The organism is Pseudaquabacterium inlustre, from assembly GCF_038066595.1.
GTDB classification, from domain to species: domain Bacteria; phylum Pseudomonadota; class Gammaproteobacteria; order Burkholderiales; family Burkholderiaceae_C; genus Pseudaquabacterium; species Pseudaquabacterium inlustre.
On record NZ_JBBUTH010000003.1, the window covers coordinates 471,729 to 494,206 of the forward strand.

The 22,478-nt window shown below is 72.7% G+C and carries 18 protein-coding genes; 8 read left to right on the top strand and 10 right to left on the bottom strand.

Features of this window, described 5'->3' with window-relative positions:
• Positions 1-22: 22 nt before the first annotated feature.
• Together AACH10_RS07375 and AACH10_RS07380 are read left to right on the top strand one after the other, a co-directional pair.
• The gene (locus AACH10_RS07375) at positions 23-1,951 is read left to right on the top strand and encodes a bifunctional metallophosphatase/5'-nucleotidase (RefSeq protein WP_341409722.1); all 1,929 of its coding nucleotides are present in this window, start codon (positions 23-25) and stop codon (positions 1,949-1,951) included.
• A gap of 9 nt (positions 1,952-1,960) precedes the next feature.
• Positions 1,961-3,184 (top strand): hypothetical protein, encoded by a 1,224-nt coding sequence (locus tag AACH10_RS07380; RefSeq protein WP_341409723.1) that lies wholly within the window; start codon positions 1,961-1,963, stop codon positions 3,182-3,184.
• A gap of 20 nt (positions 3,185-3,204) precedes the next feature.
• Here the strand turns inward: AACH10_RS07380 and AACH10_RS07385 are convergent, their stop codons facing one another.
• Positions 3,205-3,444 carry a hypothetical protein gene (locus AACH10_RS07385; protein ID WP_341409724.1) on the bottom strand — a complete coding sequence of 80 codons (240 nt, stop codon included), beginning with the start codon at positions 3,442-3,444 and terminating at the stop codon, positions 3,205-3,207.
• Positions 3,445-3,634: 190 nt separating this feature from the next.
• Here AACH10_RS07385 and AACH10_RS07390 point away from each other — a divergent pair, with 190 nt between their 5' ends.
• The 3 genes from AACH10_RS07390 (at position 3,635) to AACH10_RS07400 (ending at position 8,365) form a co-directional block, all read left to right on the top strand.
• Positions 3,635-5,728 (top strand): phosphate transport regulator, encoded by a 2,094-nt coding sequence (locus AACH10_RS07390; RefSeq protein ID WP_341409725.1) that lies wholly within the window; start codon positions 3,635-3,637, stop codon positions 5,726-5,728.
• Entirely contained in the window at positions 5,725-7,410 is a 1,686-nt protein-coding gene (locus AACH10_RS07395) for a PEP/pyruvate-binding domain-containing protein (RefSeq protein WP_341409726.1), read from the top strand. The genes AACH10_RS07390 and AACH10_RS07395 overlap by 4 nt, the downstream gene beginning before the upstream one ends.
• A gap of 61 nt (positions 7,411-7,471) precedes the next feature.
• Positions 7,472-8,365: a UDP-2,3-diacylglucosamine diphosphatase gene (locus AACH10_RS07400; protein WP_423228571.1), complete on the top strand. Its 894-nt coding sequence runs from the start codon at positions 7,472-7,474 to the stop codon at positions 8,363-8,365.
• Here the strand turns inward: AACH10_RS07400 and AACH10_RS07405 are convergent.
• The 5 genes from AACH10_RS07405 to asd all read right to left on the bottom strand — a co-directional run bounded on the left by AACH10_RS07405 (position 8,346) and on the right by asd (position 13,786).
• Positions 8,346-9,596, bottom strand: coding sequence for an acetate/propionate family kinase (locus tag AACH10_RS07405; RefSeq protein WP_341409727.1), 1,251 nt, complete (start codon positions 9,594-9,596; stop codon positions 8,346-8,348). The two genes, AACH10_RS07400 and AACH10_RS07405, sit on opposite strands and share 20 nt — an antisense overlap.
• On the bottom strand, positions 9,593-11,044 hold the full coding sequence (locus AACH10_RS07410; RefSeq protein ID WP_341409728.1) for a bifunctional enoyl-CoA hydratase/phosphate acetyltransferase: 1,452 nt from the start codon (positions 11,042-11,044) through the stop codon (positions 9,593-9,595). Before AACH10_RS07410 ends, AACH10_RS07405 begins: the two co-directional genes overlap by 4 nt.
• Positions 11,045-11,136: 92 nt before the next feature.
• Positions 11,137-11,910 carry an enoyl-ACP reductase FabI gene (fabI, locus tag AACH10_RS07415; protein ID WP_341409729.1) on the bottom strand — a complete coding sequence of 258 codons (774 nt, stop codon included), beginning with the start codon at positions 11,908-11,910 and terminating at the stop codon, positions 11,137-11,139.
• A 175-nt stretch (positions 11,911-12,085) separates the two neighbouring features.
• A complete protein-coding gene (locus AACH10_RS07420; protein ID WP_341409730.1) occupies positions 12,086-12,718 on the bottom strand; it encodes a UDP binding domain-containing protein in 633 nt (210 codons plus the stop codon).
• A gap of 168 nt (positions 12,719-12,886) precedes the next feature.
• Entirely contained in the window at positions 12,887-13,786 is a 900-nt protein-coding gene (gene asd, locus AACH10_RS07425; protein WP_341409731.1) for an archaetidylserine decarboxylase, read from the bottom strand.
• Between the two features lie 68 nt (positions 13,787-13,854).
• Between asd and AACH10_RS07430 the strand changes: the two genes are divergently transcribed.
• Positions 13,855-15,507, top strand: coding sequence for an aminotransferase class III-fold pyridoxal phosphate-dependent enzyme (locus AACH10_RS07430; protein ID WP_341409732.1), 1,653 nt, complete (start codon positions 13,855-13,857; stop codon positions 15,505-15,507).
• A gap of 443 nt (positions 15,508-15,950) precedes the next feature.
• On the opposite strand, the gene AACH10_RS07435 is transcribed toward AACH10_RS07430, so the two are convergent.
• A complete protein-coding gene (locus AACH10_RS07435) occupies positions 15,951-16,559 on the bottom strand; it encodes a hypothetical protein (protein WP_341409733.1) in 609 nt (202 codons plus the stop codon).
• A 200-nt stretch (positions 16,560-16,759) separates the two neighbouring features.
• On the opposite strand from AACH10_RS07435, the gene AACH10_RS07440 reads away from it, so the two are divergent.
• The gene (locus AACH10_RS07440) at positions 16,760-18,004 is read left to right on the top strand and encodes a glycosyltransferase family 4 protein (protein WP_341409734.1); all 1,245 of its coding nucleotides are present in this window, start codon (positions 16,760-16,762) and stop codon (positions 18,002-18,004) included.
• A 3-nt stretch (positions 18,005-18,007) separates the two neighbouring features.
• Here AACH10_RS07440 and AACH10_RS07445 read toward each other — a convergent pair whose 3' ends face one another.
• The 3 genes from AACH10_RS07445 to AACH10_RS07455 all read right to left on the bottom strand — a co-directional run bounded on the left by AACH10_RS07445 (position 18,008) and on the right by AACH10_RS07455 (position 21,445).
• Positions 18,008-18,895: a DMT family transporter gene (locus tag AACH10_RS07445; RefSeq protein ID WP_341409735.1), complete on the bottom strand. Its 888-nt coding sequence runs from the start codon at positions 18,893-18,895 to the stop codon at positions 18,008-18,010.
• Positions 18,896-18,939: 44 nt separating this feature from the next.
• Positions 18,940-20,163, bottom strand: coding sequence for an esterase/lipase family protein (locus tag AACH10_RS07450; protein WP_341409736.1), 1,224 nt, complete (start codon positions 20,161-20,163; stop codon positions 18,940-18,942).
• Between the two features lie 73 nt (positions 20,164-20,236).
• Complete coding sequence (locus tag AACH10_RS07455) at positions 20,237-21,445, bottom strand: M20 aminoacylase family protein (protein WP_341409737.1); 1,209 nt, start codon at positions 21,443-21,445, stop codon at positions 20,237-20,239.
• A 118-nt stretch (positions 21,446-21,563) separates the two neighbouring features.
• Here AACH10_RS07455 and phnC point away from each other — a divergent pair, with 118 nt between their 5' ends.
• A complete protein-coding gene (gene phnC / locus AACH10_RS07460; protein WP_341409738.1) occupies positions 21,564-22,424 on the top strand; it encodes a phosphonate ABC transporter ATP-binding protein in 861 nt (286 codons plus the stop codon).
• Positions 22,425-22,478: the final 54 nt, after the last annotated feature.

Genomic DNA, 22,478 nt, shown 5'->3' on the forward strand with positions numbered 1-22,478 from the left:
TCCCGCACAGGACACCTCCACCATGACACTCCGCCCCCTGCTGCTGGCCATGGCCACGGCCTTCGCCGCCGTGGCCGCCCAGGCCGCCCCGGTCAATGTCAAGATCGTTGCCTTCAACGACTACCACGGCAACCTCGAGTCGCCCGGCACCTTCGGCCAGAACACCACCGTGCCCAGCGCCAGCCGGCCGGCCGTGGGCGGCGCCGAGTACCTGGCCGCCTATGTCGCCAGCATGCGCGCCACGAACCCGAACACCGTGGTGGTGGGCGCCGGCGACCTGATCGGCGCCACGCCGCTGGTCTCGGCACTGTTCTTCGACGAGCCGGCGGTCGAGACGCTGAACAAGATCGGGCTGGACTTCAGTTCGGTGGGCAACCACGAGTTCGACAAGGGCAAGGCCGAATTGCTGCGCCTGCAGAACGGCGGCTGCAAGCTCACGGCCAGCGGCAGCGTCGAGCCCAACAGCTGCCGCGGCTTCGGCTCGTCGGCACCGGGCACCTTCGATGGCGCGAAATTCAAGTGGCTGTCGGCCAACGTGATCGACAACGCCAGCGGCAGGCCGCTGCTGGCGCCCTATGGCATCAAGAGCTTCGGCGGCGTCAAGCTGGCCTTCATCGGCATGACGCTCAAGGGCACGCCGGGCATCGTCACCCCGACCGGGGTGGCCGGCCTGAGCTTCAACGACGAGGCCGCCACCGTCAATGCGCTGGTGCCCCGGCTGCGCGCCCAGGGTGTCGAAGCCATCGTGGTGCTGATCCACCAGGGCGGCTTCCAGAACGCGCCCAGCAGCGCCGTCGTCAACGCCAGTGACATCAACGGCTGCCTCAACGACCTGAAGAACACCGACGGCAGTCCCAGCGACATCGCCAAGGTGGTGGCCGGTCTGGACAATGCAGTGGACCTGGTGATCAGCGCCCACACCCATGCCGCCTACAACTGCAGCCGCAACACCACCGACGTGACCGGCAGCAGCGCCGCCAACAAGGTGACCACCGCCCGCGCGACCGGCCTGCCGAACCGGAACGGGCGCCTGGTGCCGGTGACCAGCGCCAGCGCCTTTGGCCGAGTGCTGACCGAGATCGACCTGCAGATCGATCCGGCCACCCGCGACGTGGTCGACGTGAGCCCGGTCAACCGCCTGGTCGACCGCAGCAACGCCACGATCACCGCGGCCATCACCAGCGCGCCCGAGGTCAGGAACCTGGTGGCGGCCTACAAGACCGCCGTCTCGCCGCTGGCGGGCCAGGTGGTGGGCAGCATCACCGCCGCGATGGGCAACGGCGCCAGCAGCGCCGGCGAGATGCCGGCCGGTGACCTGATCGCCGACGCCCAGCTCGCCGCGACCCAGCCGGCCGGCCTGGGCGGCGCCCAGATCGCGTTCATGAATGCCGGCGGTGTGCGCAGCCCCGGCTTCGTCAACGCGGCGGGCAGCTACCCGTACAACCTGACCTATGGCGACGCCTTCACCGTGCAGCCCTTCGGCAACACGCTGGTCTCGATGACGCTGACCGCGCAGCAGATCAAGGACGTGCTGGAGCAGCAGTTCGCCAACTGCAAGGGCCAGGGCAGCAGCAACCGCATCATGCAGATCAGCAACGGCTTCAAGTACGAGTGGTCGGCCAGCGGCAGCTGCGGCACGCGCATCCGCAACGTGTGGTTCACGCCCACCGACGTGACCGTGGTGCCGCCGGTCGCGACTGCGGCGACCGAGAACCTGGTGATCAACGGCGTGGTGCAGAACCCGGGTAAGACCTACCGCGTCACGGTGAACAACTTCATGGCCACCGGCGGCGATGGTTTCAGCACCTTCATCGGCGGCACCAGCCAGCTGGGTGGCGCGCAGGACATCGACGCGCTGATTGCCCACCTGACCGGCTTCAAGGCGCCGGCCGCGGCCTACAACCCGGCCGCAGCCGAGCTGGGCAAGCCGCGCATCGTCGTGCTGCCCTGACGGCGGCGGATGCGCATCGTCTGGCGTCGCGTGTGGCCGGGCAGGGTGCCGCCGGCCGGCCATCGGCGGCCGGCCGGGGCCAGCGCGCTGGCGCTGTCGACCGCTCTGCTGCTGGCCGGCTGGACGGCCGGGCCGGCCCGCGCCGACGACGAGGTGCCTGCCTGGAGCGAGGCGGCACGCCAGCGCCTGCTGCTGGGCCCGGCCGATCAGGCTGCGCAGGCCCGGGGCCTGCGGCAGGCCCTGCTCGACGAGGCCGAGGCCCTGCTGCGCACCGGTGAGACCGCCGAGGCACGCGAACGGCTTGAACGCGCCGCGCTGATGCTGCATGCGGCGGACACCGAATCGGCCCTGGTCCGGGCCGACCTGCAGGCCGGCGAGTACCGGCGCGCGCTGGCCTTCGCGGCGCATGCCGCCGGTGCCCACCAGCGCGAATGGCCGGCCGGCATGGCCTGGTACGCCTGGCTGCTGCGCGCGGGCGGCCAGGCGCGCGCGGCGCAGCAGGTGCTGGCCGACGCCCTGGCCCGCACACCCGGCAACCCCGCGCTGCACGAGACCCAGCTGCGGCTGGCCGAGCCCTGGCCGCGCCCCGGCCCGGCCCTGGACGCCTGGCTGCCGCGACCCTATGCCCTGGGCGAGGCCGTACCCGACGACGCCCGCTGCGTCGGCACGGCGATGCTGCTGCCGGACGGACGCGGCGCCGTGGCCGCGGCCGCCCACCTGCGCGGTGCGGACAGGGTCTGGCTGCGCGACGGCCTGGGCCGCACCGTCGCCGCCGAGGCGGACGGCGCCCCGGACGATGCGGGTGTGCAGCGCCTGCGCCTGCGCACGGCGCTGCCGGCCACCGGGCTGGAGACGGCGCCGCGCCCCCCCTATGCCGGCAGTCCGGCCTATGTGCTCGAACAGGCACCCGGTGACGGGCGGCCAGCCTGGCCGCTGCTGCAGCAGGGCTTCTTCGGCGCGCTGCCACGGTCGGGCGATACCGCCGCGCCGCGGGCCCTGAGCATCGAACTGCCGGCCGGGCCACGGGGCAGCCCGGTGTTCGATGCCGAAGGCCGCTGGGCCGGCCTGGCGGTGACCGGGGCAGACGGCACGGACCGGCTGATCCCCGCCACACGGCTGGACGGCAGCATGAAAAACGGGGCTGCCGGCGTGAGCCAGAAGCCCCGGATCGCGGTGGACGAACTGTACGAAGCCGCCCTGGCGGCAACGCTGCAGGTCTTGCGGCGGCCCTGAGCCCGCCGGCGCCAGAGCGCTCAGACCAGACGGCGGAACACGAAATCGACGATCAGGGCATCGTCGCTGCCACTCAGCGTGCGCTCCTCGATCACTTCCAGCGCGCCGAACTCGCTGCCGGCGAACTTGATCTCGCGCGCCACCGAATCGAACACATAGGGGTTCTCAAGGCTGGTGCCGGCCTGGGGCAGCCGCACAGGCTCGCCCAGCGGCGCCTGGGCGAAGATCTGGCGGGCGATGGAATGGTCTTGCCACTGCATGGGGCCTCCAAGAAGACTGCTCACGGATCAGAGTTTACCCAGAGGTCCCGCGCTCAAGCGAAAGCCCCGGCTTCGCCCGACAGGCCATTGACAAGCCGCAAACATGCGAACCCAGCGCCGCGGTGACGCAGGCCGGCTTGATCTGCCGCAGGCGCCGCACGGGCGCGCCGGCCGCCGTCACCGCGCTGTCATGGCCGGCCCGCCACACTGGCCGCCAACCATCCGCCAGCCATCCATCCGCCTTGCGCCCACCGGTGCGCGGGCCCGTCCGTTCATCGCCATCGCCATGGAAAAGTCCGACGCCGTCGCCTCGCTGGGGCAGACCTCGCTGCTGCAACCCGCCCGCCTGCGCGCCGCGCTGCGCGCGAACGACCGGCTCAAGCTTTACCTCACCGTGCTGCAGGTCGCCGCAGCGCAGGCGGCCCACCCCGGCCGGCAGGCGCTGGACCTGCGGCACGAGATCGCCGCGGCCGGCCTCGCCGGCGCCGACGAGGCCGACTGGCTGCAAGAGCTGCCCGCCACCGCCAGCCGGCAGGACGGCGACGGTGCCGTCCACCTGCCCGAGCTGCCTCGCCTGGCCCGCAGCCTGCACGACGATCTGCTCACCATGGCCCGGCCCCTGCTCGATGCGGCCGACGGCCAGGCGGCCTTCGGCCAGCGCGTGCAGCACTGGGCGCAGCGGCTGGAGGCGATCGACGGCCCGGCGCTCGATGGCGGACTGCTCGAGTCCCTGACCCATGGCTGCCGCGAGGGACATGGCCATGCCGCCAGCGACAGCCTGCACCTGACGGTGATGGACCTGCACAAGGCGCTCAACCAGCTGGCCGCGCGCCTGGCCGCCGAGACCGTGGCGGGCGCCCATGTGTGGGGCCTGGCGGCCGACGGCAGCGACCACGCCCGCGTGGCCGCCTTCATGCAGGGCCTGAACCGCACGCGCGCCCTCAAGCTGGACCACCCGGGCCTGGACACCGCCGCCACGCGCGACGGCGAGCGGCTGCTGATCCAGAACGACATCGGCACCAACGACGCCCATGTGCTGGTGCTGCAGGTGCAGGGCCTGGGCATCACGCTCACCTACTCCGACCTGCACCGCCAGCGCTTCGCCTTCTTCCAGCAGCTGCTGGCCGAGCTGGGCGCGCAGTGGAGCAGCGTGCAGCAGCGCAGCACCGAGGGCCTGAACCGCGGCGAGGCCTACCACCTGGGCACCTCCAGCTTCAGCGCCAGCGACGAGGCGGGCCTGCAGCAGCAGCTGCAGGGCATCGGCGCGCGCATCGTGTTCCTGATCGACTGGAACCGCGCGCGCAAGCGCCTGCTGGCCTTCGTCGACGCCGAGGGCGCCGTGGCCGTGCTGCGCGAGGCCGCGCGGCGCGAGTGCGGCCACATGGCCTGGCTGCAGGCCGGCGGCGAACGCCTGGTGTGGAACGCCATGAGCGCGCAGGGCGAGGGCCGCTTCCGCCTGGGCGACCGCCTCGACGCGGTGATGGGCGCCGAGACCGCGCGCGACTGGCTGGTCGACCTGCTGGCCCTGGCCTGGCAGGCCGCGCAGCGCCAGCAGCCCGTGGCCCTGGTGGCCGACGAGGCGCGCTGGCTGCTGGCGCAGCGCCTGCAAGGCCGGCTGGGCCAGATGGCCCTGCTGGAGGAGCATGCCGCGCTGTGCCATGCCCTGGCCCAGGCGCTGCGCGACGGCCTGGTGCATGGCGTGCACCGCGACACGGCTGCCGCGGCCCGGCTGGCGGCACGCGCCAAGACCTGGGAACGCGAGGCCGATCACCTGGTGATGCAGGCCCGCGCGCTGGCCGAGCGCCAGCCGCAGTGGCAGCCGCTGGCGCGCCTGCTCGAACGCTCCGACGACGTGGCCGATGCGCTGGAGGAAGCGGCCTTCGTGCTGGGCGTGGTGGCCGAGGGGCACCACCAGGGCTGGGCCGGACCGGTGCTGGACGAGCTGCAGGCCCTGGCCGCCGCGGTGCTGGGCGCCACCCAGGACCAGGTCAAGGCGCTGGCCGTGCTGCGCAGCCTGGGCGCGCCGGCCGGCGCGGACGGCGCCGCAGCCACCGACCGCGACGAATTCCTCGCCGCCTCGTGGCGCGTGCTGCAGGCCGAGCGCCAGTGCGACACCCTGCTGCGCAGCGCGCGCCGCAGCCTGGCGCGCGAGGTGAGCGACGCCGCGTCGCTGCAGCTGGGCAACGAGCTGGCCGCGGCGCTGGAGCACGCCAGCGACGCCCTGCTGGCCCTGGTGTACGGACTGCGTGAACAGGCCTTCCAGCGCGCGGGGGTGGCGGCATGAACGCGCGCGATCCACAGCGCAGCGCCAGCCCCGCAGCCACTGCCGCGGCGCCGGCCCCGGCGCCCGACTCGCCGCCCCGGCTGCTGGGCTGCGGCACCGCGGTCGATGCCCCGGTGGCCAGCCCGCAGGCCATCGGCTTCAAGGCCCACAACCTGGCCCGCATGGCCGCGCTGGGCCTGCCGGTGCCGCCGGCCTTCGTCATCGGCACCGACTGGTGTGCGCAGCCGCGGCAGCTGCAGCGCCGGCACTGGCAGGGCGCACTCGACGCCCTGGCGCAGGCCAGCGGCCTGCGCTTCGGCGATGCCCGGCGGCCGCTGCTGCTGTCGGTGCGCTCGGGCGCACCGGTGTCCATGCCGGGGATGATGGAAACCCTGCTCAACATCGGCCTGAGCGACGCCACGCTGCCGGGTCTGGTGCGGCAGACCGGCAACCCGCGCCTGGCCTGGGACGCCTACCGCCGCCTGGTGGCCAGCTGGGGCGAGGTGGTGTGGGGCCTGCCCGCCGCGCTGTTCGAGGCCGATCTCGCCGCCGTCGCCGGCAGCGCTGGCGGGGGCCACGGCGAGGCCGAGCGCGAGCTGGACTTCGCGGCGCTGCGCGCACTCACGCGGCGCCACCTGGCCACGCTGCAGCGCGAGGCCGGCAAGGCCTTCCCGCAGGACCCGATGGACCAGCTGGAAGGCGCGATCCAGGCCGTCTTCGCCTCGTGGCAGGCCGACAAGGCACAGCACTACCGCCGCAGCCAGGGCCTGCCGGACACGCTGGGCACCGCCGTCACGGTGCAGCGCATGGTCTTCGGCAACGCCGGTGGCACCTCGGGCGCGGGCGTGGGCTTCACGCGGCATCCGTCCACCGGCGCGCCCGAGCCCTGGGTGGACTTCCTCTTCAACGCCCAGGGCGAGGACGTGGTGTCGGGCCGGCGCAGCGCCCAGGGCCACGATGCCCTGGCCCAGGTGGCCCCGGCGGTGTGGGCCGAGCTGCTGCAGGCCACCCAGGTGCTGGAGACCGAGTTCGGCGACATGCAGGACTTCGAGTTCACCGTCGAGGAGGGCCGGCTCTACCTGCTGCAGACCCGCGCCGGCAAGCGCACGCCGAAGGCGGCGGCCCGCATCGCGCTGGACCTGTTCGACGCCGGCCGCATTCCGCTGGCCACCGCACTGCAGCGCACCGAGGGCCTGGACGCCGACAGCCTGGCCCTGGCCCGCGTGCTGAGCGACGAGGGCGGCCCCGGCGCGGCGGGCACGGCCCGGCCGCTGGCCAGCGCGGCCAGCGCCTGCACCGGCGTGGCCAGCGGCGAGATCGCGCTGGACGAGGCCTGCGCGCGCCAGCGCAGCGCCCAGGGCGTGCCGGTGCTGCTGCTGCGCGCCGAGGCCGAGACCGGCGACATCGCCGCGCTGGAGGTGGCGCAGGGCCTGCTGACCCAACGTGGCGCGCGCACCTCGCACGCCGCGGTGGTGGCACGACAGCTCGGCAAGGTGTGCCTGGTGGGCTGCGAGGCGCTGCACATCGATCTGGCGCAACGCCGTGTGACGATCGGCGCCCAGGGCTTTGCCGAGGGCGAGGTGCTGACGCTGGATGGCAACGCCGGGCAGGTGTATGCCGGCGCGCTGCGCACCGTGCGCGAGGCCGATGCCACGCTGCTGGCCCGGCTGGCTGCGCTGCGCGCGGCGGCGCAGCGGCACTGAGCCATCCGCCACGGCGGCGCATTCACGCGGGCGTCATGCCGGCGCGCGAGCATGCAGGGCCATGCACCCCGAGCACGCGCGCATGCTGACCGACACCCAGGCCGCCGCCATGGCTGCGGCCGCCGAGGACGAACCCAGCCTGCGCGTGCGCACGGTGTGGATCAGCGACCTGCACCTGGGCACGCCGGGTTGCCAGGCGCAGGCGCTGCTGGAGTTCCTGCGCACCACCGAGTGCCAGACCCTGTACCTGGTGGGCGACATCATCGACGGCTGGCAGCTGCGCCGCAGCTGGTACTGGCCGCAGGCCCACAACGACGTGGTGCAGAAGCTGCTGCGCAAGGCGCGCAAGGGCACGCGGGTGATCTTCGTGCCGGGCAACCACGACGAGTTCGCGCGCAAGTACGTGGCCCACAACTTCGGCGGCGTGGACGTGATGGACGAGTGCATCCACGTCACGGCCGACGGCCAGCGCCTGTGGGTCACGCATGGCGACATGTTCGACGGCGTGATCCAGTGCGCCAAGTGGCTGGCCTATGTGGGCGATGCGGCCTACGAGTTCACGCTCAAGGTCAACCACTGGTTCAACAGCGCGCGCGCGCGCCTGGGCCTGCCGTACTGGAGCCTGTCCAAGTACCTGAAGCTCAAGGTCAAGCGCGCGGTCAGCTTCATCAGCGACTTCGAGCAGGCTGTGGCGCGCGAGGCGCGCAAGCGCGGCGTGCAGGGCGTGGTGTGCGGTCACATCCACCATGCCGAGATCCGCCGCATCGACGGCGTGCTGTACTGCAACGACGGCGACTGGGTGGAGAGCCTGACCGCCCTGGTGGAGCACCACGACGGCCGGCTGGAGATCATCGACCGCAGCGCCGAGCTGATGCCGCGCCTGGTGCAGGCCGCCCTGCCTGCCGCCCGTCCGGCCGAGCCGGCGCTGGCGCCGGTCAAGCCCTCAGCAGGCTGAACGCCGAGCGCGCCGCGACGCGGCCCTCGTCGGTGGGCACCACCCACAGCTCGGCCGTGCTGTCGCCGGCATGCACCGGTGCGATGGCCTCGCCCGTGGCGGCGTGGTTGCGCGCCGCGTCGATGCGCAGGCCCAGGAAGCCCAGGCGCTGCGCCAGCCCGGCGCGCAGCGCGGCGTCGTGCTCGCCGATGCCGCCGGTGAAGGCCACCAGGTCGACGCCGCCCATCAGCGCCACCAGCGCACCGGCCTCGCGCACGATGCGGTGGGTGAACAGGTCGATGGCCAGGGCCGCGTCGGCCGCGCCGTCGCCACCGGCCGCCACCAGGGCGCGCAGCGTGCGCAGGTCGGCCGACCGGCCTGACACGCCCTTCAGGCCGCTGTCGCGGTAGAGCAGCGCCTCCACCTCGTCCAGCGTGCGGCCGGCACGCCACAGGTGCAGCAGCACACCGGGGTCCAGGCTGCCGCAGCGGGTGCCCATCATCAGCCCGTCCAGCGCCGAGAAGCCCATCGTGGTGGCCACCGAGCGGCCCTGCAGCGTGGCGCACAGGCTGGCGCCGCTGCCCAGGTGCATCAGCAGCGCGCGGCCCTGGCTGCGGGGTGTGCGGGCGGCCAGCGTCTCGCTCAGGTACTGGTACGACAGGCCGTGGAAGCCGTAGCGGCGCAGGCCTTGTGCATCCAGCGCGCCGGGCAGCGGCAGGCGCCGCTCCAGCGGCGGCAAGGTGGCGTGGAAGGCGGTGTCGAAACAGCCCACCTGGGGCACGGACGGCAGGGCGCGGCGGAAGGCGGCCACGCCGGCCAGGTTGTGCGGCTGGTGCAGCGGCGCCAGCGGCGACAGCTCGGCCAGCGCCGCCAGGTGCGCCTCGTCCAGCAGCACCGGCGCCGTGCACACGCTGCCGCCGTGCACGATGCGGTGCGCCACGGCCAGCAGGGCGCCCGCGCCCGCGCTGCCCGGCGCGCCGGCCTCACGCTCGCCCACATGCGTGCGGTGCAGCAGCGCCAGCAGGGCGCCCAGCGCGGCGTCCCACGGCGTCTGGCCGGCAGCCAGTGGCAGCGGTGCGGCGGGTTCGGCATCGGTCTGCCAGCGCGGCGTGCCGCCGGGCTCCAGGCCGCTGCACTGGCCCACCAGGCGTGCCGGGCCCTGCGCGGCGTAGAGGCCGAACTTGAGCGACGAGGAGCCGGCGTTCACCGCCAGCACCAGGGGTTCGCGATCGGGGGTGGTCGGCACGCTCACGCGCCGTGTTCCGGCGCTGCGGGGGGTGTGCCTGTCGCCGTGGTGTCGCCGGCGCGCCAAGCCACCAGGGCGGCCAGCGCCGCCGAGGCCAGGCGCGAGGCAGCGCTGTCGGCGCGGCTGGTCAGCGCGATGGGCACGCGGGCGCCCAGCACCACGCCGCAGCTGGCGGCGCCGGCCAGGTAGTCGAGCTGCTTGGCCAGCATGTTGCCGCTCTCCAGGTCGGGCACCACCAGGATGTCGACCACGCCCGAGACCGGCGAGGCGATGCCCTTCATGCGCGCGGCCTCGGCCGAGATGGCGTTGTCGAAGGCCAGCGGACCGTCGAGCACGGCACCGCTGATCTGGCCGCGGTCGGCCATCTTGCACAGCGCCGCCGCGTCCAGCGTGGACTGCAGGCGCGGCGTCACCACCTCCACCGCCGACAGCACGGCCACGTTGGGGCGCGCCACGCCCAGCGCGCGGGCCAGGTCGATGGCGTTGCGCACGATGTCGGCCTTGTCCATCAGCGTGGGCGCGATGTTGATCGCCGCGTCGGTGACCAGCAGCGGCCGGTCGTAGGTGGGCACCTCGAAGCGGAACACATGGCTCAGGCGCCGGCCGGTGCGCAGGCGCGGCTCGCTCACCACGGCATGCATCAGCTCGTCGGTGTGCAGGCTGCCCTTCATCAGCATGGCCACCTCGCCGCGCGCGGCCAGTTCGGCCGCCTGGGCGGCCGCGGCATGGCTGTGCGGCATGTCGTCGATGGCCACGCCGTCCAGCGACAGGCCCAGTGCCTGTGCCAGGGCCTGCAGGCGTGCCGCCGGGCCCAGCAGGCGCGGCACGATCAGGCCGTGGGCGGCCGCCTCCAGCGCGCCGCGCAGCGAGGTCTCGTCACACGGATGCACCACGGCGCAGGGCACGGCCGCGCCGCGCTGCGGGCCGGTGGCCAGCTGCTGCACCCAGGCGGCCAGGCGGGCCTCGGGATCGAACAGGTGCAGCGTGGGCATGGCCACGCGCGGGCGCACCACCTTGGCGGCCGGCGCCTTCACCAGCGCCTGGCCGGTGACCACGGCCTCGCCATGCTGGTTCAGCACCTCGCAGGCCAGCGTCACGTGGCGCGTGGCCGCGTCCTTGGCGCGCACCGTGGCCACCACGGTGAGCGTGTCGCCCACGCGCACCGGGCGGTGGAAGTGCAGGTCCTGTGACAGGTAGATGGTGCCGGGCCCCGGGAACTCGGTGCCCAGCAGGCTGGAGATCAGCGCGCCGGCCCACATGCCGTGGGCGATGACGCCGTGAAAGCGCGTGCCCTCGGCGTACTCGGTGTCCACGTGGGCGGGGTTGACGTCGCCCGACACCAGGGCGAAGGCCTGGATGTCAGCCATGGTCAGCGTGCGGCTGGCCTGCGCGCGCTGGTCGATGCGCAGCTCGTCGAAGGTGAGGTTCTCGATCAGGTCGTCGGCGGCGCCCATGGCGTACTCCAAATTGCAACTGTCAAAGACCCGTTCAGGTCGGGCCGCCCGGCGGGTGGGCCCGCGTACCTGCGGGGCCGGGTGCCCCAGGTCTAACGGACCGCGTGCACGCCGGCATCGACGTAGAGCGTCTGGCCGGTCATGCCGGTGGCGCCGGGGCCCACCAGAAAGGCCACGCAGTCGCCGATCTCGTCGAGCGTGACCAGGCGGCGCAGCGGCGCCTGCGCGCGCGCCTGGGCCATCAGCTGGTCGAAATCCGGCAAACCCGACGCGGCCCGCGTGGGCACCGGCCCGGGCGACACGGCATGCACGCGGATGCCCGCCGGCCCCAGCTCCAGCGCCAGGTAGCGCACCATCGACTCCAGCGCGGCCTTCACCGGGCCCATCAGGCCATAGTGCGGCACGGCCTCCTCGGCGCCCAGGTAGCTCATGGTCACCAGCGTGCCGCCGGCGGCCATGTGCGGCTCGGCCAGCCGCGCCAGCGCGGCGAACGAATGGCAGGAGATCTGCATGGCCTTGGCAAAGCCCTCGGCGCTGCTGTCGGCCACGCGGCCGAACAGGTCGTCGTGCGGCGCCCAGGCGATCGAGTGCACCACGAAGTCCAGCCCGCCCAGGTGCTGCGCGGCCTCGCCCACCATGCGTGACAGGGCGTCGGCATCGGCGACGTCGCAGGTCAGCAGCGGCGCGCCCACCTGCCGGGCCAGTGGCGCGGTGACGGCGGCGGCCTTGGCGTTCAGGCAGCTGAGCACCAGATCGGCGCCCAGCCCGTGCGCCCGGCGCGCGCAGCCCCAGGCGATGCTGTGCTCGTTGGCCACGCCGACGATCAGGCCGCGGCGCCCGGCCAGGGGACGGAAGGCGCTGTTCATTCCAACCTCAGATAAGGGATTACCCTGAACACGATGGGCCGCGAGTGTGACGCCAACATGAAGCCGGCGCGCACGTGGCAGCAGAAATGTTGCGCTGCAACAATCGTGCCGTTCGGCATGTGCCGCAGGTGCCGCAGGTGCGGCAGGCGTGACCGGGGCCCCGGGCCGCCCGCGCTCAGGCCGGCAGCGGGCAGGCCGGCAGCGCCAGCGGGGCGGTCGGCCGGCTGAAGGGCTCGTCGGCGCGCGGCCGGGCCACGCCCACGTGCACGAAGCCCAGCGCGGCACTGAGCGAGGCGTCGCCGCGGCCGGTCAGGTCCAGCAGCACCGGATGGGCCATCAGGCCGCGCAGCGCGGCCAGATCGCCCGCATTCGGCGGCGCGCCGTCGCCGGCCAGCAGCAGGGCCGAGGCGCCCTCGGCCACGGCCAGCGGGCTGTCGGTCCAGTGCAGGCCCAGGCCGGCGCAGCCGGCGTTGCGCACGCCGGGCAGAGCCAGCGGGTCGTGGGCACTGACCGTGGCGCCGCGGCGCAGCAGACCGGCCACCAGCGGTGAATCGACCAGCCACTGGGCCGCCTCGTCGCCCCACAGGCCGAAGCTGCGCCCGGCCAGGCAGATGCCGAAGCGCTCGGTGATGCGCTCGAGCATGTGCGGCGCACGGCGCTGCAGCTGCGCCAGGCCTGCGGCCGGATCCGGCCGGTGCACCGCCGTGCTGCGCACCTGCAGCGCGTGGCGTGCGCGGGCCAGCGCGGCGATGGCGGCGGTCTCGGGGGCGGTCGCGGGCGTGGCTGTGGCGAGGGCGGACAGGGTCATGACGGAGGCTCCCGCGGCAGCGGTGACGGGCGTGGCACGTGGCCGGGACTGGCCGGGACTGGCCGGGGCCGGCCGCGCATGGTGGCGGCCACCGATGACGGCACGGTGACGCCCACGTCGCCCACGCCGCCCACGCCGCCCACGCCGCCCACGCCGCACGCGGGGCCCTCAGGCGCTGGCCGGCAGCTGCAGCAGCGCCTGGCCCATGCGCACCCGCGCGCCGGGTGCCACGCCCTCGGCCAGCGTGAAGCCCGGCGGCACGAACACGATGATGGTCGAGCCATGCTCGAACCAGCCCATCTCCTGGCCCTTGGCGAAGGGCTCGCGGCAGCCGATCTCGTTGGGGCCGCGGTAGCGCAGGTGCAGGCGCACGTCCAGGCAGTGCAGGCGGATGCTGGCCACCAGAATGGCCGCCACCGGCACCAGGGCCACGCGGTGGCCACCGCGATCCAGCCGCAGGTTCAGCACCGCGCGCTCGTTGCGGCAATAGAGCTTCTCCACCCGCTGCAGCGCGACCGGGTTGACGTTCCAGGTGTCGCCGCTGAGGTAGGTGACATGCTCCAGCGTGGCGTCGTGCGGCGCGTGGAAGCGGTGGTACATGGCCGAGGTGAGGCGCAGCGTCACGTAGTGCCCGCCGTGGAAGGGCGTGGTGTCCTGGCTGGGCCCGAACAGCTCGCCCAGCTGGTACGGAAAGCCCTTGGCCTGGAACACCTGCGTGCCCTGCACCGGCCCGCAGGCGCCCACGATGGCATCGCAGGGGCTGGCGAAGATGTCGTCGCGCACGTCCACATGCCGCGCGCCGGGCTTCAGCTCGCGCGTGAAGCAGGCGTGCAGGCTGTCGAACTGCTGCTGCTTCGCTTCGCGCAGGTCCAGCTCGGTGAAGCGGCGCCACACCCAGATCGACAGCCGCGTGAGCCAGGGGCTGCGGATGCGGCTGTACCAGCCCACCAGGTGCGTGAGCGCCTGGCGCGGCACGCGGTTGGTGAGCAGGAAGTTCAGGTCCTCGTGCTGGGTCAGGCGCTGCAGCAGGCCGGGCTTGCGGGCCGGCAGCGAGGGGTGGGCTTTCATCGGCGGACTTTCATGGGCTTGACTCATTGGCTTGGTATCTCTCGGGGTGTCATCCACCTGCATCCACCATGGACGAAACCCTGACGATCTCTGCGCTGGCGGCGCTTGGCGCCTTCGGACTGGCGCTGCCGCGCATCAAGCGCCGGCTGGAACTCTCGCGCGCCAAGCACCGCTCGCTGGCCGGGCACTCGCGCATGGCCAAGCGCGTGGCCGCGCTGATTCCGGGCTATGCCTACGACGAGGCGCGCTTCTTCGCGTCCGACCAGGCGCCGGCCGAGGTGCAGGCCCACCGCCGCGCCGGCTTTGCCGCGCTGTGCGACCTGTACGCGCGCCGCTACGCCCGCAGCGCGGCGCTCACCGCGCAGGCGCGCGAAGGCATCAGCGACCTGCAGTTCACCGGCAGCTACCGCGTGCCCTTCCAGTACAGCCCCTACCTGCGCGCGCACCTGAAGCTGGGCGGCTTCGTGCAGGCCTCCAGCGGCGTGACGGTGGAAGACCTGGACGGCAACCGCTTCTACGACCTGACCGGCTCGTACGGCGTCAACCTGCTGGGCTACGACGCCTACAAGCAGTGCATCGCCGAGGGGGCCGAACGGGTGGCCGAACTGGGCCCGGTGCTGGGCGCCTACCACCCCTGCGTGGCCGACAACGTGCGGCGCCTGAAAGTGATCTCGGGCCTGGACGAGGTGTCGTTCCACATGTCGGGCACCGAGGCCGTGATGCAGGCCGTGCGCCTGGCGCGCTACCACACGAAAAAGAAGTACCTGGTGCGCTTTTGCGGCGCCTACCATGGCTGGTGGGAGGACGTGCAGCCCGGCCCCGGCAACCCGCTGCCGCCGCGCGAGACCTACACCTTGAAGGAAATGGATGCGCGCACGCTGCAGGTGCTGCGCACCCGCAGCGACATCGCCTGCGTTCTGGTGAATCCGTTGCAGGCCCTGCACCCCAACAGCGGCGCGCCCGGCGACACCAGCCTGGTGGACAGCGGCCGCAACGCCCATTTCGACCGCGCCGCCTACACCGCCTGGCTGCAGCAGTTGCGCCAGGTGTGCACCGAGCGCGGCATCGTGCTGATCTTCGACGAGGTGTTCGTGGGCTTCCGCCTGGCGCCGGGTGGCGCGCAGCAGTACTTCGGCGTGCACGCCGACATGGTGACCTACGGCAAGACGCTCGGCGGTGGCCTGCCGGTGGGCGTGGTGTGCGGCAAGGCCGCGCTGATGAAGCGCTGGCGCGACGAGCGCCCGGCCGACATCTGCTTTGCGCGTGGCACCTTCAATGCCCACCCCTACGTGATGGGTGCGATGGCGGCCTTTCTCGACCGCATGGAGCGGCCCGAGGTGCTGGCGCTGTACGCGGGGCTGGACGAGCGCTGGAACGCCCGCGCCGCGCTGCTGAACCAGCGCCTGCGCGGCGCCGGGCTGCCGGTGCAGGTGGCCAACCTGTCGACCATCTGGACCGTGCTGTACACCCAGCCCTCGCGCTACAACTGGATGCTGCAGTTCTACCTGCGTGCGCATGGCCTGGCCTTGAGCTGGGTGGGCACGGGGCGCTTCATCTTCAGCCTGAACTATTCGGATGCCGACTTCGAGGCGGTGGCCGATCGCTTCGTGGCGGCGGCGCAGCAGATGGCCGCAGACGGCTGGTGGTGGGATGACCCGATGCTGACGAACAAGGCGATCCGGCGGGGCATCCTGCGGGAGATGCTGGCCGCCAGGTTCTGATGGTTGCCTTTGTGGCGGTTGCCCATTTCTCTTTGTAGCCCGCCGGGCGGGCTCAAACATAGCCAGCCGGAAGCGAATTGGGCCATTCCCAGGCCAAGCCCCCCCGATCAAGACTTGCGAGAAGGCGGTGGCAGGGCAAGGCAGCTGCCAGAGCGGTGCCATGCGACGGCCTTGCCATCGGTGGCAGCGCGTCCTTCTTCAAGCCCTCGTCCGGCAGCCTGTTCGAGCCCGCCGGGCGGGCGAGGCGCCCGTCTCGATGGTGGGTGAGCAGCAGGGCCTCGTCGGAAAGTTTGGAAGCGTTTCTTTGGGTCCTTTCTTGTCGCGACAAGAAAGGACCTCGCCGGCCGGGCGAGACCGGCGGGCTGCAAGGAACCATGGGCAACCGGAAGCAAAGCAGGCAAATGCGCATTCAAGGCGCGCCAAGCAGGCGCAAGCCCCTGCGCTCAATGCGACCGCACATGCTCCATCGGATCCAGCAACTGCCCCCGCATCAGATAGAACGGCGACTTCCAGTACATCAGCACATCGTGGAACGGGTCGGTCAGGATCTTGGTCATCCACGCCAGGCCCACTACCAGCCCGTCGCGCAACCACAGCTGCAGCACACGGAACAGCATGCCGCTCACGCCCAGCATCAGCCAGGCCCAGCCCAGGTCATGCAGGAAGCCGGCAAAGCCCACCGCCGGCTCGATCAGGCCGCCCAGCGACGGGAAGAACCACAGCACCGCCGGGATGCCGGCCCACACGCCGATCAGCACCGTCTTGCGCTGCATGTTGTAGCCCACCTTGATGGCTTCCTTGTGCGCGTCGGTGGCGTTGTTGACATGGTCGAAGCCGCGCGGCTCGAAGAAGAAATGCCCCGACTGGCGCGTGCCCATCGAGATGCACCAGCCGATCAGTGCCGACACCGCCGGGTCGATGAACAGCCAGACATAGGCCACCAGGAAGCTGATCGCGCTGATCAGGTGCAGCGTCTGGTTGATGCGGCTCTGGTGGTAGTAGCGGTGGTCGTCCCAGCGCTGGGTGGCAAGCAGTTGCAGGAAACCCTTCACGGCAGTCCTCGAGGTTGGATGACGATCGGTTGAAGAACAGGCGGCCACGGCGCCACGCCGGCACCCGCGCGGCCGGATCGGTCCCGGCAGCGTGACCGGATGGTGACCGGCCTGCATGAAATTGCCGTGACGCCCCGCCTGCCGAACGGCCCGCGCCACGCTGTCACGCGCCTGTTGCACAGCACGCGCACATTGGACGCATGGAACCCTCCGCGCTGCAGCAACTGGTCGTCGACAACTACCCGGCGGCGCGGCGCTCCCTGCGCATCGCCTGCGTCACCGAGACCTACCCGCCCGAGGTGAACGGCGTGGCGATGTCGCTCGCGCGCATGGTCGACGGCCTGCACCGCCGCAACCACGACGTGCAGCTGGTGCGTCCGCGCCAGGACAAGGCGCAGGCCCCCGAGGAGGGCACGCGCTTCCACGAGGTGCTGATGCGCGGCTTGCCGATCCCGCGCTACCCCGACCTGCGCATGGGTGTGCCCAGCAAGCGCGCGCTGGTGCAGCTGTGGTCCACGCGCCGGCCCGACGTGGTGCACATCGCCACAGAAGGCCCGCTGGGCTGGTCGGCCCTGCAGGCCGCGCAGCACCTGAAGCTGCCGGTCAGCTCGGACTTCCGCACCAACTTCCACGCCTACAGCCGGCACTACGGCATCGGCTGGCTGCACAAGCCGATCATGGCCTACCTGCGCAAGTTCCATAACCGCACGCGCTGCACCATGGTGCCCACCGAGGCGCTGCGCCGCGACCTGGCAGCCGCCGGCTTCCAGCGCCTGGTGGTGGTGACGCGCGGTGTGGACACGCAGCTGTTCAACCCGCTGCGCCGCAGCGCGCAGCTGCGTGCCCAGTGGGGCGTGCAGCCGCGCCAGATGGTGGTGACCTGCGTCGGCCGCCTGGCGGCCGAGAAGAACCTGGGCGTGTTGGCGCAAGCCTTCGAGGCCATCCGCCAGCGCGTGCCCGGCGCGCGCCTGCTGCTGGTGGGCCAGGGGCCGATGCAGGCCGAGCTGCAGCAGCGCTGCCCCGACGCCATCTTCGCCGGCCAGCGCAGCGGCGAGGACTTGGCCGCGCACTACGCCTCGGCCGACCTTTTCCTGTTCCCCAGCATGACCGAGACCTTCGGCAACGTGACCACCGAGGCCATGGCCAGCGGCCTGCCGGTGGTGGCCTTCCACCATGCAGGTGCCGGCCAGCTGATCAGCAGCGGCGAGAACGGCGTGCTGGTGCCAATGGGCGACAACGACGCCTTCGTGCGCGAGGCCGTGGCCCTGGCCAGCGATGCCGCGCGCTGCCAGGCCCTGGGTGGGCAGGCCTGCGCCACCGCCAGCGCGCTGGATTGGCGCGACATCGTGGCCCGCTTCGAGAGCGTGCTCGAATCCGTGATGCGCGACACCGGCCCGCTGCTGCGCCAGCCGCTGGCGGGCGTGGTCGAGCGGCCGGCGGCCTGAGCCTCAGGGCCGCGCCGGCGCGGCGGCCACCGGGGCGCGCAGCAGGTTCAGCAGGTTGCCTGCCAGGATCAGGCCCACGCCCAGGGCGGTGAACAGGTCCACCCGTTCGGCATAGGCCAGCCAGCCCACCAGGGCGGTCAGCGGCACGCGCAGGAAGTCCATCGGCACCACCACCGTGGCGTCGGCGTGCTGCATCGCCCGGGCGAAGCAGTAGTGCGAGTAGGTGCCGCAGAAGGCCACCACCGCCACCCAGGCCCAGACCGTGGCCGATGGCCAGCGCCACACCAGCAGCGCCGGCACCAGCCCGATCGCGCTCTGCACCACCAGCATCCAGAAGCTGATGGCCACCGCCGCCTCGGTGCGGGTGAGCGACTTCACCAGCACGACCGACACCGCGAAGCCCAGCGCCGAGGCCAGCGCGATGAGCTGCCCGGCATCCTGTGCAGCGGCTGCCCCGCCGGACGCAACTCCTGGGCGCACGATCACCGCCACCCCCACCAGCCCCAGCAGCACGGCGAACCACTTGCGGCCGCTCATGCGCTCACCCAGAAAGGCCACCGCCAGCGCCGCCGACCAGATCGGCATCGTGAACTCGATCGACACCACCTGCGCCAGCGGGATCAGCGTCAGCGCCACGAACCAGCCGTACTGCGCGGCGTAGTGCACCGCATTGCGCAGCGCATGCTGCGGCAGCCGCCGGGTGCGCACCGCCGCCAGGCCGCCCGCCGCGCGCACCAGCGGCCACAGCATCGCCATGCCCAGCGTCGAGCGCAGCAGCATGATCTGGAACACCGACAGCTCGCGCGCCGCCTCGCGGCCGGCCAGCGCGATGACCACCATCAGGGTCAGCCAGCCGGCCATCCAGGCGGCGGCGCGGGCGATGGAGGCCATGGGTGGGGTGGACACCGGTCCGAGCGTAGCCGATCGCCTGGCTTCTAGGCCAGCCAGTCCCGCATCCGCGCGTACACCGCGCGGCTGGACAGCAGGTCGAGGTGCCCGGTCTCGTGCACCAGGGCCTGGCGGTCGGCGGCAAAGGCCAGGCGGCGATCGGGATCGCGGTGCTGCCCCAGTGCGCTGGCCACCGGCACCAGGCCATCGCCCAGCAGCCGCGACTTGAGGCTGCCGCTTGACGGCCCCAGGCTGGCGGCCACGGCGTAGCAGCGGGTGCCGCCGGGCAGCGGCACCTGGGGACAGCGGTGCTCGCCGTCATCGCCCGAGGGCGGGTTCACGATGTTGCCCAGGCGCAGGTCATGGATGCCGGCGCTGCGCACCTTGCCCAGGCGTGCCAGCGGTGCGGCGTAGGGCGCAGCGCTGAGCAGCACGTCCACGCCATGGCCGGCGCGCTCCAGCGGCGCGCCCTGGTGCGGCGAGCCCAGGCACACCAGATCGTCCACGCGCCCCGGCCAGCGCAGCCCGCCGCGCTGCGCCATCGCGCCATGGTGGATGGCGCTGCGCGCCACCAGGCCGCCCATGCTGTGGCCGATCATCACCAGGCGCTCGATCGGCCCCGGCCAGGCGTCGTACAGCGCCTCCATGCGCTGCGCCAGGATGCGGCCGTTGGTGGAGATGCTGAGCCCGCTGTTGTAGTGCAGGTAGACCGGCGTGTAGCCCAGGTCGCGCGCCAGTGCCTCGCCGTGGTCGTGGCCGGCGCGCTGCCATTGCAGGTCGTTCATGCACAGGCCGTGCAGCAGCACCAGCAGCCGCGGCGTGGCGCCCGGCAGGCTGGCGCGCAGCGCGTGCCGCTCCAGCAGCAGGGGCCGGCCCGCGCGGCGAAAGCGCATGTCGATGGCCAGGCTGTTGCCGGTGGCCGCCAGGTGGTCGCCCAGCACGCCGTTGAGCGCGGCCACCACCGCCTCCCGCTCGGCGCGGGGCGCCTGGCCGGCCTCAGGCGCGGCCAGCACGGGATCCAGCAAGGCCAGCAGGGCCTGCGCGCTGCCGCCCACCAGGTGCGTGACGCCGCGCACGGTCTTGTAGACCAGGCCGGCCACGCCGCCGGCGCGCGCATCGTCGGGCCAGGCGGGGCCCAGGCCGGCGCCGCGCAGCGGGCTGGCGATGCGGGCATGCATGGCTTCGACGAGGCTGGCGATGCCGGCCACCGCGTCGGTGGTCAGGCGGGCAGCGGCGCGCAGGTCGGCGGCTTGCAGCAGCGGTTGGGTCATGGGCCAGTGTGGCACACGCTGGCCACCGCATCCTGGCCGGGGCCGCCGAAGAAGGACGGGCGGCCGCCGCGGCTCACTGCGCCAGGTAGCGCTCCACCAGCCGCGTCCAGAACGCTGCGCCGGTGGTCAGGATGGCGTCGTTGAAGTCGTAGCGCGGGTTGTGCAGCATGGCGCCTTCTTCGCCATTGCCCAGGCGGAAGAAGCAGCCGGGCTTGTGCAGCAGGTAGTAGGCGAAATCCTCGCTGCCGGTGACGGGCGGGAAGGGCGCGATGACGCGCTCGGGGCCCACCAGTTCCTCGGCCACCTGGCGCGCGAAATCGGTCTCGGCCTCGCTGTTCACCACCACCGGGTAGCCGCGCTCGTAGTCGATGTCCACCGTGCCGCCATAGCCGGCCACATGCGCGGTGACGAGGGCGCGGATGCGCTGCTCCAGCAGCTCGCGCACCTCGGGCGTGAAGCTGCGGATGCTCATGGCCAGAGTGGCCTCGTCGGGGATCACGTTGGGGGCCGAGCCGGCATGGATGGCGCCGATGGTGATGATGGCCGTCTGCCGCGGGTCGATGTTGCGTGCCACGATGCTTTGCAGCGCCACCACCAGGCTGCCGGCGATCAGCACCGGGTCGACCGCCTGGTGCGGGCGTGCGGCGTGGCCGCCGCGGCCGTGGATGGTGATGCGCGCGGTGTCGGACGCCGACATGAACGGCCCGCTGCCGAAGCCGAAGTGCCCGGCCGGCACGCCCGGCGTGTTGTGCAGGCCGAAGATCGCGTCGCAGGGGAAGCGCTCGAACAGGCCGTCGTCGATCATGCGCTGCGCGCCGCTCTTGCCGCCGGGGCCGCCATTGCTCTCCTCGGCCGGCTGGAACACCAGGTGCACCGTGCCGCTGAAGTTGCGCGTGGCCGCCAGTTGCTGCGCGGCGCCCAGCAGCATGGTGGTGTGGCCGTCGTGGCCGCAGGCGTGCATCACGCCGGTGGTGCGGCTTTGCCAGGGGCGGCCGTCGGGGTCGGCGATCTCGGCGATCGGCAGCGCGTCCATGTCGGCGCGCACGGCCACGCGGCGCGGGCCGTCGCCCACGGTCAGCGTGGCCACCACGCCGTGGCCGCCCACGTGGCGCGTGACCTGCCAGCCCCATTCGGAGAGGTGGGCGGCCACCAGGGCGGCGGTCTCGGCCTCCTCGAACGACAGCTCGGGGTGGCGGTGCAGGTGCTGGCGCGTGGCGGTCAGGAAGCCGGCGGCGCCGTCCAGGTCGGCCAGTTGGCAGAAGCAGCGCAGGCGGTCGTTCATCGGGCGTTCTCCGGGGCGTTGGATGGGGGTGAAGCGGGATTCTGCCGGGGCATCGTCATCGGAAGGTCACGAGAGGTCTAGATGATCGCGCTCCGTTGTGGGAACTGACGGAGCCGCCATGAGCACCTGGGCCATTGAAGTGGAAGCGCTGAGCAAGCAATTCGGCGGCCAGCCCGCACTGCGCGAGGTGTCGCTGCGCGTGGCGCCGGGCGAGATGGTGGCCCTGCTGGGGGCTTCGGGCTCGGGCAAGTCGACGCTGATGCGGCACCTCAACGGCCTGCACCGCGCCGATGCGGGCTCGGCCAGCACGGTGCGTCTGTTCGGCCGCGATCTGCAGCGCGGCGGCCGCCTGGCGCCGCAGGTGCGGGCCATGCGCGGCGAGGTGGCCACCATCTTCCAGCAGTTCAACCTGGTGCCGCGCCTGCCGGTGATGCACAACGTGATGGCCGGCGCGCTGCACCGCCTGCCGCTGTGGCGTGCGCTGACGCGCCAGTTCCCGGCCGCCGAGCAGCAGCGCGCCTGGGATGCGTTGAACCGCGTGGGCATCGGCCACTGCGCCTGGCAGCGCGCGTCCACGCTGTCGGGCGGGCAGCAGCAGCGTGCGGCCATCTCGCGGGCCCTGGTGCAGGGCGCGCGCCTGATCCTGGCCGATGAACCGGTGGCCTCGCTCGACCCCGCCTCCAGCCGCCGCGTGATGGAACTGCTGGCCGAGGTGAACCGCGAGCTCGGCGTCACCGTGGTGGTGTCGCTGCACCAGGTGGAACATGCCTTCGCGTTCTGCCCGCGCACCATCGCGCTGCGCGCCGGCCGCGTGGTGCACGACGGCCCCACCACCGCGCTGACCCCCGAGCGCCTGCGCGAGTTGTACGGCGCGCAGACCGACGAACTGTTCGCCCCCGCCGCCGGCCATGCCGCGCCGGCCAACGATGCCGGCCTGCCGCCCCTGCCACCCATGCCGGCTGCGCTGCAGGCCGCCTGACGGTTCACCTGTTCACCCCATCCCCTTCAAGCGACCGACCGCAAGGACACCCGC